The sequence below is a fragment of the Thainema salinarum CENA647 genome (genome assembly GCF_057732415.1).
The window spans coordinates 32,385-44,752 of sequence record NZ_JBYJZJ010000015.1; the positions used below are offsets into that span (position 1 = coordinate 32,385).

The following is a 12,368-nucleotide window of genomic DNA, read 5'->3' on the forward strand; positions in this document are numbered from 1 at the left end:
GCTAAATCGTATTCATCAATACAAAATTTTCACACCTGTATACTGTATACAAAACAAAGAGATCCTCAACATAAGCCCATGCTAGTCACACAACAGCCCGTCTTTCGTCAGTTTTGGTATCCGGTTATCCCCCTTCAGCAGCTAGAGGATGGCCCCAGGCATTTACGCTACTGGGAGAGCCACTGGTGCTTTGGCTCGATCAGAATGGGCAGCCTGCCGCCACTCGCGATCGCTGTTGTCATCGGACGGCCAAATTATCGTTAGGGCGCGTCGATCAGGGGCGGATTTGCTGTCCCTATCATGGTTGGGAGTTTGATGCCACGGGTGCCTGTGTCAAAGTGCCGCAGTTAGCGCCCGATAAGGCAATTCCCGCTACTTATCGAGTTGATGCCTATCACTGCACCGAGCGCTACGGCTACGTATGGGTTTGCTTGGAGGAACCAATTGCTGATATTCCCAATATTGCGGAAGCCGAGAACGAGAGCTATCGAACCATTCACGAGTTCTACGAGCCGTGGCAAACCGCTGGCCTGCGGGTGATGGAGAATGAGCTGGATTTGGCCCATCCTACGTTTGTACATACGGGCACATTCGGCAGCGAGGAGCATCCGGTGCCGGACTCGTTAGCCATTGACGATACGGACTATGGCATTCACGTCAGTGGACTGCTAGGCGTTGTCAATCCTGAGCAGCAGCAGCAAAATCTGAAGATGAGCGAAAAGCAAACCGTCCGCACCCTAGAAATGGACTGGTTTATGCCCTTCACGATTAAGCTCAAGATTATCTATCCCAATGGTTTGGAGCACATTGTTGTCAATACAATGACGCCCATTAGCGACTCCTGTTCTCAAATGGTGCAGTTTTGCGTCCGCAACGATACAGAAGCCGACACGCCTGCCCAAGATGTGATTGCCTTTGACCGAGCCGTCACCCTAGAGGATAAGCGAATTCTGGAGTCAACCGACTACGACGTGCCGCTCAGCCCCAGCCAGGAAGAGCACATGTTGACCGATCGTCCCGGCGTCATGATTCGCAAGAAAGTGGCAGCTTTATTACGAGAATACGGAGAAGTTGAGCAGACAAATCAGAAGCCGGATAAAACGCAATCTGTGAACTTTAAAGAAACATCATCTATCAAATCAATTTCAGTTTGATTCTGAGCAAATTCTGTATACACCAGGAAAGGAAGAAAATATAAAGATTAATTCTTAGTAACTAATTTGGCTTTATTTTCACAGCAAATTACGTACGATGCATGAGATTTAGTTACACCTTATTGAGCAGCTCAAACGCGAAGAGACATTGGGCTGACAGGACGTTATGACATCACCAGACAACGCAGGTTTCACTCAGTTAGAAGACCAAACGCTGGCCACCAAGCTAGCCAAATCGCCACTATTTTTGGTCGCTCCCTTCTTCTTTTTGGGGACAGCTATGGTGGCCATGAAATATATCATTCCCCATACGTCACCGATGTTTTTGGCGGCGTTTCGGCTTTTACCTGCGGGTGTCCTGATTCTGATTTTGGCAGCAGTGCTGAAGCTGCCCCAGCCCAAGACCTGGCAGGCGTGGCTCTGGATTGGTGTATTTGCCCTAGTGGATGGAGCCATGTTTCAGGGGCTACTGACAGCAGGTTTAGTCAACACGGGAGCTGGCATTGGAGCGGTGCTAATTGACGCGCAGCCGCTGGTGGTTGCGATTCTGGCTCGGCTACTGTTTGGAAATTTGATTGGCTTTTGGGGCTGGATCGGGTTAGCCATTGGTATCGCTGGCATTAGCCTGTGTGGACTGCCGGAAGCGTGGATTTACTCATTCATCGATAACGGTATACCCCTTGGGCAGATACTGAGTAGTGGAGAAAACTGGAGTTGGAGTGCGATCGCAAATAGCGGTGAGTTACTCATGTTGCTGGCAGCGCTTTCAATGTCGTTTGGCACCATCATCGTCGGCTACGTAAAGCGTTACGCTGACCCAATTGTGGCAACGGGCTGGCACATGATTTTAGGTGGCATTCCTCTCGTCGGCTTATCGCTACTGTGGGAAACCAACCAAACTGCTAACTTAATCACCGGGGATTGGATTGGTCTGCTATACGCCACGGTATTTGGCACAGCCCTTACCTACGGCATGTTCTTCTACTTAGCCGCAACGAGCAACATGACCAGCATCAGCGCTCTGATCTTTCTAACACCTGTGTTTACGCTGCTGTTCAGCAACGTTTTCTTGGGCGAGCAGCTTACTCAACTCCAGTGGATCGGCGTCCTGCTGACCCTAATCAGCGTATACCTGGTAAACCAGCGGGAGCAAGTGGCTCAGACTGCGACGAGTGTAGTCCAGCGCTTGGGCATCAAAAGATGGGGGCAAACACCTGCACCCAGGACAGAAGCAGTAGTTGGCTCCAATCCAGTCGATCCAGTCGGTTCTGAAGAATAATCAGTCTCCTACTGAGTGTCTACAGCTAGTTCAGAGTTTACTTTTCAGTTCTTTTTTGAGGGAATCCAATTATGTTTCGTCGCGTTTTCAGCTTGCTTGCAGTTCTGGTACTCAGCTTAGTCACTCTGCTCAGTGTTTCTGCCACTGCCCAGGCAGAGCAGCAAGAGAGCTATACCCAAACTCAACAGTCCCAACAGACCGACCAACAGGCAGACTACGCTCAAGATCAGACCTACTCAAGCGACTACAGCTACAGCAACAACCCATCCAATCAGGGCGACGCTCAGACTAAACAAGCAGCACAGAACGACGATCAAACTCAACAGCAGTCTTATCAAGCAGGTTAAATATACCTGCGCTGGGCTGTTTGCCTGACAAGACTCTTGCAACCCTTGTCCTATCAAGGTTGAGTATAACCCTACGGGCATGACTACACTAAAGCGCTAGTGAAATCGAACAAAACTGTGCTGGGGTTGGGTTTCGCGTTGCTCAACCCAACCTACTGAACACCTCAAGAGGCAATTTTGCCGCCGCGATGCGGCGGCAAAATCATCCTTGGGTTTTTCCAGTTTATGAGTACAAAGTATGAAACACTTATTAACTGGGTGGAACAAAGACAGTCAGACCATCCGATGAGCAGTTGAATTCCACTGGCGTTGTACCGATCATCTCGCCATCTAGAACCACTTTTTGCGGCGGATTGGTTTTCACTTTAATTTGAGCTGCCCGCAGACACAGAATATCCTCACGCTCAAACTTCTGTTTCACCAGCGCCGAGGCAAACAGGCTCGCCATCGCCCCCAAACCCTGCAATCGCGAGGTAGAAGCCGTTATCGTTACCTCCAGCAGGCCATCATTGGGTACCACCTCGCCAAATCCTTGGGCCAGAACGGACGTGGGAGGAGCCACATTTGCGATCGTAATAGCGGCTGCCTGGATCTCGGTAGTCTTACCGTCGATTTCAATTTCAGCATCAAACGCTTCCTGCTCTCGAAACTGCTGCACACCCGCCCAAAGATAGGCTAGGGGGCCAAAGCGATCTTTAAGCTCACGGCTAGCCCGATCAATGGTTTCCGCTTCAAAGCCGATTCCCGCCAGCAGAATCATCGGCGTTTGGTCGCAGAAGGCTGCATCAACCTTTTTGGTATTTCCCATCAGGATGGTTTCACAGGCACCATTGATATTGGTTGGAATCCCCAGCCCAACCGAGAACGCATTGGCCGTTCCTCTGGGAATCACGCCTAGCGGGATATCGGTGCCAATCAGAGCGCCCGCTACTTCGGACACAGTACCATCGCCACCGGAGGCAACGACCATGCTTACTGCCGCTTCTTCTGGATCATCGGCTTTGACAGACTTGAGGATTTCGGCAACAAGTTGAGCCGGACTGACATCCGGTTGAGTCTGCACAATTTCTAAGTTCAGTTGCGCTTGCAGCAGCTTACGAATGAGTGCTAGATCGGCATTGGGATTACCTTGACCAGAAACGGGATTAAAGATCAGATAGGCCGTCCGAGACTTGATGAGCGCCCGTACCAACAGTCGTGCCGTCGCTAGATTCGTGGCAAAGGGAATGTCGCGAATTTCACAGGTGCGCAACAGCGTTTCCATGTCGGGAATTTGGAGAGAATTGCAGTTACGCAAGCAAATGAGGCTCGCCACCTCCTCGGCAATGACTTGGGCTGCAAGCTGCACATACCCCCCTTCTACACCGGGCAGCAGCGACTCAACGTCCAACCCGGTATTGCTAATATATTGGGCGGTGGTGGCTGTAGCGACTAACCGAAAGCGAGAAAAGACAGCCCGATGCTGATAAACAAAGTCTGCTAGTTCTTCCTGTTTGCCGGATTGAGCTGTCAAAGCAATGGTGGTTGGCATTTAGGTTACACGTTGGGTTGATGAAGAAATCGGAGAATTAGAACGCTGATTGAGCCAATTCGGACGTAAGTGATGCTGACCACCCAAGCCGAACAGCCAGATAACAACAATTATCCAGTGCAGCAGCGCCGTTAGCCAAAGAGAGCCCGTTAGCCTATAGGTCGCCGTACAGGCTAATCCTAGTACGGTAGCATTAATCAAGAAGGGGGCTTGGAAAAACAGCGGTCGCCCAACTGGCAAGAGGGTGATGGCCAGCAGCGGATGATACAGGACAAATAGACCCAAGCTGAGTGCGGCCCAACCCATCCAGGTTATCGCAGTTACCACTTCGCTAGGATGGGGAATTAGCGCTACGCGAAAGACCAATTCCTCGACCAGAGCTGGAAAGAAAAAGCGTTTGACGATCGCCAGTATCGTGCGGATGGGAGATGCGATCGCAGCTTGTTCAATTTCAACGTTAAACAAGCCGGATTGAAAGCCAATTGGCAGTGCGATCGCGGCATAAGCAACGAGCATTGCCAGCCAGATCAGCCAGCTTTGCCAGGATAGAGGAGCCAAACTGCTATCTAGCAGCCGATCCAATACAACGCTAAGCACCGGGAGCTGACCCAACACGCCCGTCGGTGCTACAGGCTCAATGGTGGGATCAAGGCCGCCCACCTGATTGGTACGCAGAAACCACAGCGTTGCTCCATTTGCGAAAAAGATGCTGCTGATTTCGTCGTAGGCTGTGCGGGGCAGCATGGTTCGCCAACTGCGGATGGTGTTCTCAATCGTAAACTCGGTATTCAGATTGCCATCTGGATCAATACCCGTGATTCGCTGGGCGTTGCCGTCCCAGTCCTGCCGCACAACCCCCCGTGGCGCAAGGGCATTGGCCAAATCTTCGCCTAATGCAACGAGCTGGTAGAACCGTTCCGTATTCGGATCGTCGGGATGCTCATCTAACCAGGTTTTCAATTCTGGCGTAGACAGCGCTCGCTGTTTCAGCCGCTGTAGCGCAATGTAGAGCGCTTGGCTGGAATCTTGGACGCAGGACGAAGCAGGCGACACTGAGGCGACACCCGTTCCGTCTCCTGTGCGGTAGCGAGCAGCCAGTATCTGCGCTTGAATCAGCAGTTCATCCAACAAGGAGAGGGTCGTATTGCCTAACCGGAGGGGCATGGTCAGCAGGTCAGATTTAACCAGCACGTCCGAGATGGGGCGCGTTCCCATCCAGCCGCGTTGCAGATCCCCTGTATAGGCCGTCCAATCAAGAGAGCCAGAGACGATACCGTTGGGATTGTGGGCGTAAATTTGCTGGTAGATGATGTCTAGCACCAAATCTTGGCTGAGCGGATCGCGCACGACTCGACCAAAGCCATAGGCAAAATGCCCCGTCACCGTCCAACCGGGTGCGCCTTCACCATTTTCGCCGCCGATTCCCCCAAAGTTGTGAATGACCAGCGCCTGATCACCTTCTTGCCAATCCGCGATCGCAGTTTCCGCGTCATCCATATCTTGCCTATCTTGACGGGTGACTAGCACTGACTGCACCGTTCCTTTACGCTCCGGCGTTTTGCTCCAGTTGCCGCGTTTGACATAGCTCAGTCCTGCTTTCTTATCTACAATCACGTCTTGCGGCTGGAGTAAAAAGAGCGATCGCGGTTTGAGGCTCTGCACAGTGAAGACTCCAGCCTCGTCCAGTGCGCCATAAATATACCAGCCTTCCGTTCCGGCAGGCGACTGGTCAATCAGTTGGGATGTTGATAGGAACCGCCCATTCCCATCACGCGGCTGTTGCGGAATCCGAATTCGTTCTTCAGCACCATCAAATTGCTGTGTCGCTGAATTGTAGTGCCTAACCCAGAAGTATTCGCTGATGCAGGCTTCAACTCCAGAGCACACATCTACTTCAGCTTTTTGGGTGTCAGTTTTTTCTGCGGTTGTACTTTCTGCGGCTGTACTCTCTGCGGCTGTACTCTTTGCTTCTGTATTGGATTCTGAACTGGCTGCTGTATTGGTTGCTGTACTAGTTGCCGTAATGGATTGTTCCAACGACTCCACCGGATCAGGACGCAGAATTTGTACAAGTCCATAAAACCGCCCTGTCACCTGCACGGGTTCAAACAGAGTTTGCAGTACCGGCTGACCGCTACTGGTATCCAGCGTCACCCGATCGAGACGTACAATCAAATCATCTTGAGGACGTGATCCGGCCAGCGATTGCAGGGGGCCAACGTGGTCACGACCATCCAATCGGCTGGGAATAACATTGCCCCAGCTTTGGTATCGCTTGGCTCCCTCCGTCAGCCGGACATCGGTTGTCACCAAATCGACATAGGCCTGCACACCAGGCTGCTGGCTCCACTCTAGCCGCACTCTTTGGCCCACTAAATTCTCAGCTCCCGTAGGGGCATGATACACCTCTAGCCACACCCAATCGCGATCGCGCGGTTCTGCGCCAACGTCCGGCAAAATCAAGCGCCCCAACCAGTCAGCAGTAGGGCGATAGAGTTCGGGATTTGGAGTTTGCTGGATAGGGTAGTAACTGGGCTGGTTGAATGCGGCCTGCAGGCTGAGATCGTAGCTTGTCGGTCGATCAGTCGCTTGCCCAGGCTGAGTTGAACATACCAAAACTGCGATCGCGCTGATCAGCACTAATCGAACTAATCGCCACAATCGCAGATAGGATCGGTACCCTCGTTGCCTTGCTCCTAGCCTTGCTAATAATTGAAGTAAAACCATCGCTAACCAACCTCAATATTTTGGGTCGTATGGGGTGCAGATGTGCTAGTTGGGTACGTTGCGCACAGCTAGCGACAGCATGATAAACCAAAGCCCCGTCAGAATTAGGCTGATGCCCACCATCAAACTAATGATCCAAACCACTCCAGCCGCTAGCTTAAAGCAAATCAAAGTGCCCAGCACCAAGGAGACAAAACCGCTGAGCAGTGTCCATTGCCACCCATTCATCGGACGAATCTGAAACGCCAAAATAATCTCTAGGATGCCGTTAACTAAAACAGTCAGGCCAATGATCAGCCTTAGGGAAACTAGGCCACTGGCCAAGTTTGTAAGGATTAACAGGCCAATCACCGCATAAATCACAGAAACAACAAGCTTCATCCAGAAGCCTCGTTCCAGTTGATTTTGGATCGCCTGCACAGCCCGAAAGACGCCTGAAATCAGGAAGACCCAACCCAGGATAAATACAACTGCCACAGACGTAACGAGCGGCAGCAAAATTGCAAGCAATCCTGCCAAAATAATCAAAACTCCCAGCACGATAGACCAGGTTGTTGCCGCTCTTACTTTTTGATTTAGGTTGGCACTCATGCTCGATCTCGTAAACATATATTGACATATAGAAAGGAATGCAGCGAATTGTCTTAAGCCGCTCGACGCTATCACCCAACAATAGAGTAATGTTTCATACTTACAGAAAATATAAGGGATTTATAAGAGACATCCGTGGCAAACTGCGATCGCAGCTCAATTTGGCATTACAGATATAAAGCAGTTCGTTTCCGGCTGATCGCTTTGCTTTATTTTGCAGTTATTTTGCAGAAATTGCCCATTTTCAGTTCACTATAGCGCCATAGCGATAGCAGCATGAGACTTATGATGACTCGATCACGTCCACCTGAATAGCATACAGATGACAGGTATTTGGATCTTGTTTTAGTATTCTCACATATACTGCTTAGGAGGCGAGTCTAAGCTGTTCGAACTTAACTGTTGTGCGATCGCATTGCTGATTTTAAAACAGCATTTAAATTTAACGATCATTAACAAAAAATTAATTTATCTGGATATTGCCAGCTCAAATCATAGGATTTAACGCTAGCGATTAGCAGAGAAATTGTTTCAATTCACTCGACTTACCAACAGAAAATAGGCAATAAAATCATACAGATCACTCAGAATAGATTATTCAGATAAGGAGTTTAAGCGATGACACTTTTCAAGCGTTGTCTAGCAGAAGCCATTGGTACCTTTTGGCTAGTTTTAGGTGGTTGTGGCAGTGCCGTCCTAGCCGCGACGTTTACTTCAGTTAATGTGCAAATTAGTGAAAGTACCCTCTATCCTCTTGGATTGGGCTTTATCGGAGTCTCGCTGGCCTTTGGTTTAACCGTTCTCACAATGGCCTACGCAATTGGCCACATCTCCGGCTGTCATCTCAATCCGGCTGTATCCTTTGGCCTCTGGGCTTGCAAACGCTTCCCGTCGTCAGAGCTACTGCCATACATTCTTGCTCAGGTAATTGGCGCGATTGTTGGTGCTGGTGCAATTTACCTCATTGCCAGCGGTCAACCAGATTTTGTCTTGGGTGGTGCCAATCCGCTAGCCACTAATGGCTATGGTGCACATTCCCCTGGTGGATATTCCCTGATTGCCTGCTTCATCACCGAAGTCGTGATGACCTTCATGTTCCTGTTCATTATTTTGGGTGCCACAGATCGGCGTGCGCCAGCGGGGTTAGCACCAATCGCCATCGGTATGGGACTGACTTTGATTCACCTGATCAGTATTCCCGTAACGAATACATCTGTGAATCCAGCCCGGAGCACGGGACCAGCTATCTTCGCAGGAGCTGAACTGTTTAGCCAGGTTTGGCTATTCTGGCTAGCGCCAATTCTCGGCGCAATTCTGGCTGGCTTCCTGTACTCTGCCGTTTTTGAAGCACCTCTACATGAAGAGGAGCGTGCGAAAGAACTGGTGTAACCAGTCAGGTAGGTAGCATACTCAAATCTGGTACAAAAACTTAAAAGCCGGGGAATTTTCCCCGGTTTTTAGGAGACATGGCTAATCCTGAGACATCACTTTAGAATTTAGGAGAGATACACAAAATGTAGAATTTTAGGTTTCTAATGATGGCTATTTATTCTCGCTTCAACTTAGCCACCATTTTGTGTTTGCTCACGCTGACAAGCTGCGTTACCGATCAGCCAGATTTAATATCCAGCGACAATTCTGCGGCTCAATCTACTGAAACATCTACCCATTTATCTATCCACGAAGACGATTTATCAATATCAACCGCCCGTAGTCCCCTTTGGACTGGACAATGGCACAACTCAAGCTGGATGGAAGAGTGGCAGGTTCGTCAGGAAAAATCTTGGGGATTGGACAACCTTGAAGTCATTTCCGAACCGGGGGAACCCTTTGAGCACATCCTCAGAGTGTCCTATCCTGCTGGCTCCGCTAGTCCATCGGTATCGCGTCAAGCTGGAGTCCCGATTGGAGGGACACAGTTCTACGCCAATTTATCCATACCGCCTCAAACTGGGCTGCGGCTGAGCTACTACGTTCGCTTTTCAGATAATTTCGATTTTGTGAAGGGAGGCAAGCTACCAGGTTTATTTGGGGGAGACGGTGCTAGCGGTGGCGATATTCCTGACGGCACGGATGGCTTTTCCACTCGCATGATGTGGCGACGAAACGGCGATGGGGAAGTTTATGCCTATCTACCAACCAGTGAAGACTATGGCACGTCTATCGGGCGAGGCTCCTGGCGGTTTGTCCCAGGAACTTGGTACCGCATCGATCAGGCGGTGAGGCTGAATCAGCCCTCGCAAGCCGATGGTCAGATTCGAGTCTGGATTGATGGGGAACTGGTGATTGATCAGGCGGGACTGACGTTCCGCACGGTTGATTCACTTCAAATTGATGGCCTGTTCTTTTCAACCTTCTTCGGTGGCGGCGATGAATCCTGGGCAACGCCCCATGATGTCTATGCCGACTTCGCCAATTTTTCCGTTAGCCCTCTATAAGAACAGTAGGGACACGGCAATGCCGTGTCCGCGTTTAGCGTAGATACTCTGCAAGATCCCCCTATAGCCCTTCGGGTATGGCTTCGCCTAGAAAAAGGGGGCCTTGGAGCTAGCGTTGGCATAGCCCCTTTTTTAAGGGGGCGGCGACAGCGTGGGATCGAATAACTGCGCTAGATACATACAGGGCAATACTGTGTCTCTATAAATCGGACTGTTCCGGAACAACAACATGCTCCACTTTGACATCCTGAGTTTGTTCTAATACAAACGGTTGGCGGCGACCCGCATCAATTTCTAAATCGGTCAACGAGCTGTTGGTTACCTGTTCCAGCCAAATGCCATCAACTTCGGCAGATGAGGGCGAGTTCTTAGCCGATCGCAGCGAAAATCCGCGTAAATGAACCTGCTCTAGAGCCGTTGGCGAGGTTGCACTGTCTGACTGGTTCGGAGCAACTTGTAGGATAGCCCTTGCAGAAGATTGGTCAAGATTTGCTTGCAGTACCGTGCGATTGGGGCCTTCACCCGTTAACCTGACGTGACTGCGATGAATCTGAACGGGCTGCATCATATCGAGTTGACCAATCGGTAAGCGCAGTTCAACCGGAGTCTGAGATGGCAAATCATCAATGAGTGTCTGTAATGCAGCACCATCGTCTTGACCATCATTCGGCCACACTCCATGCTCAATCGCATCTATGACTTGAACTTCGCTGCTAGCTTGGGCAGTCTGACGATTCAAATGGAGACCAGCTAAATCCCAGGATGGATCGAGATAGCCAGCTAACCAGCACAGCAAGACACCAAACGTAAAATACTGAATAAAGAGCAGGAAGCGGGATGTGCCGAGCTTCATCACCCGTTCGATTCCTGTACCCGCAGCCGTGATACTTTGTGATCCACGATTTGTCCATTTCTGCTGAGCTAGATTCATCTGAGTCCAAATTTTCACCAAAGAACCGCCCCATTGCGAAAACAGCAGCAGCGGAAAATGAATTGGCTTTAGGACAGAACTACGGCCCAGGAAGATAAAGATTAAGACCAGTGGACGGCTAAAGAGAACCCAGCAGAGGACGATGCCTGCGGCTTGCCAATGTCCCTGCAAGATAGAAAGGATCAGGAAGCTGGGAGTAATCAGGCAAAACCAGAAGTTGGTGCGTTGATCAATTAGGCTATACCAAATAAACCAGCCTGTGGTTCTGGGACTAAGCGCGATCGCACGTCCGTTGTTGCGCAGCATGTTGCCGTACCAGCGGCGCATATTGTTGTAGGCGCGGGTAATTACAGAACCGGATAAGGTTTCAATCGAGTTGACGATGGCGTCTGGGACATAGAGCATGTCATACCGATGGCGCAGCAGCCAGTACCAGGTGCTTTTATCATCACCCGATAGGAACTGGAAGCGGCCCCACAGCCAATCATCCAGAAAGTCCTGCTCAAGCTGGGCGGCAAAGGAGGGCTGGAGCGCCGCTTCTGCTCTAAATAAGGAAAAGCGACCCGTCAAACACATAACCTTGTGAGACAGGGAATCGGAACACATCTGCATGTGGCGTTGGGCGAAGCGCAGATGGAACCACTCTGAGAACACGTACGAGCCTTGCACAATCGGCATTTCATCTGTTGTCAGTGCGCCCATCTTGGGAAAGAGACGAAAGAAGGGCAGACAGCGGCGCAGCGTACCCGCCATCAGCTCAGAATCCCCGTCCATCAAAGCGATTACGGTATCGGCAGGCAGATCGAGAGTTGCGAGTTCTCGCAGAGCATCGGCCATTGCCTTGCGCTTGCCATCCTTTTGGGTCATCAGAATCAAACGAATCGATTGCAGGCCCGGATCTTCACGCTCCAGAATGGCCTGAATTGCGGCATTCTCGTCGTCACTACTGCTATTGACTAAGACCGTAATTGGTTGAGCCAGGGTTTTCGCTTCATCTGCGATCGCACAAAAAACCCGCTCCGTAATCCAAGGTTTCTCTTTATAGGTCGGCACGAGAAAACACATGTGGGGCAGATCTTCAACGGGTACCTGATCGGCGAGGCGACGCCAACGGGGAAACACCCAGTGCATGTAGTAGCGGGCACGGCACATGCGGAACAGGAACCAAGACCAGCGCCAGATGCCGACTATACCCAGACCAACTAGACCCGTGATATTCCAAAATGCTAAATCTTTCGACTGCTGGAGAAGATGTAGGCCAATGAAGCCACAGAGAGAAAAGAAAAGGAAAAGAACCCAACCCAATATTACCGAAGGCGATCGCGGCGAGCTAAGGGCTGGTCGAGATGAAGAGACTGACATATATTTTT

Annotated in this window: 9 protein-coding genes; 5 read left to right on the forward strand and 4 right to left on the reverse strand. The window is 50.6% G+C overall.

What is annotated here, in order from left to right; translation table 11 throughout:
* The first annotated feature begins 113 nt into the window (after positions 1 to 113).
* The 3 genes from AC286M_RS02095 (at position 114) to AC286M_RS02105 (ending at position 2,780) form a co-directional block, all read left to right on the forward strand.
* Positions 114 to 1,154: an aromatic ring-hydroxylating dioxygenase subunit alpha gene (locus tag AC286M_RS02095; RefSeq protein WP_488202805.1), complete on the forward strand. Its 1,041-nt coding sequence runs from the start codon at positions 114 to 116 to the stop codon at positions 1,152 to 1,154.
* Between the two features lie 166 nt (positions 1,155 to 1,320).
* Positions 1,321 to 2,433, forward strand: a complete 1,113-nt coding sequence (locus AC286M_RS02100; protein WP_488202806.1) for a DMT family transporter — start codon at positions 1,321 to 1,323, stop codon at positions 2,431 to 2,433.
* 71 nt (positions 2,434 to 2,504) lie between these two features.
* On the forward strand, positions 2,505 to 2,780 hold the full coding sequence (locus AC286M_RS02105; protein WP_488202807.1) for a hypothetical protein: 276 nt from the start codon (positions 2,505 to 2,507) through the stop codon (positions 2,778 to 2,780).
* A gap of 250 nt (positions 2,781 to 3,030) precedes the next feature.
* Here the strand turns inward: AC286M_RS02105 and AC286M_RS02110 are convergent, their stop codons facing one another.
* The 3 genes from AC286M_RS02110 to AC286M_RS02120 form a co-directional block, all read right to left on the reverse strand.
* Positions 3,031 to 4,311: a YegS/Rv2252/BmrU family lipid kinase gene (locus AC286M_RS02110; protein WP_488202808.1), complete on the reverse strand. Its 1,281-nt coding sequence runs from the start codon at positions 4,309 to 4,311 to the stop codon at positions 3,031 to 3,033.
* Complete coding sequence (locus tag AC286M_RS02115; protein ID WP_488202809.1) at positions 4,312 to 6,972, reverse strand: CPBP family glutamic-type intramembrane protease; 2,661 nt, start codon at positions 6,970 to 6,972, stop codon at positions 4,312 to 4,314.
* A gap of 111 nt (positions 6,973 to 7,083) precedes the next feature.
* On the reverse strand, positions 7,084 to 7,629 hold the full coding sequence (locus AC286M_RS02120) for an HdeD family acid-resistance protein (protein ID WP_488202810.1): 546 nt from the start codon (positions 7,627 to 7,629) through the stop codon (positions 7,084 to 7,086).
* 618 nt (positions 7,630 to 8,247) lie between these two features.
* Here AC286M_RS02120 and aqpZ point away from each other — a divergent pair.
* Positions 8,248 to 9,018, forward strand: a complete 771-nt coding sequence (gene aqpZ / locus AC286M_RS02125) for an aquaporin Z (RefSeq protein WP_488202811.1) — start codon at positions 8,248 to 8,250, stop codon at positions 9,016 to 9,018.
* A 146-nt stretch (positions 9,019 to 9,164) separates the two neighbouring features.
* Entirely contained in the window at positions 9,165 to 10,067 is a 903-nt protein-coding gene (locus tag AC286M_RS02130) for a polysaccharide lyase (protein ID WP_488202812.1), read from the forward strand.
* 199 nt (positions 10,068 to 10,266) lie between these two features.
* Here AC286M_RS02130 and AC286M_RS02135 read toward each other — a convergent pair whose 3' ends face one another.
* Positions 10,267 to 12,360 carry a glycosyltransferase gene (locus tag AC286M_RS02135; protein ID WP_488202813.1) on the reverse strand — a complete coding sequence of 698 codons (2,094 nt, stop codon included), beginning with the start codon at positions 12,358 to 12,360 and terminating at the stop codon, positions 10,267 to 10,269.
* Positions 12,361 to 12,368 lie beyond the last annotated feature (8 nt).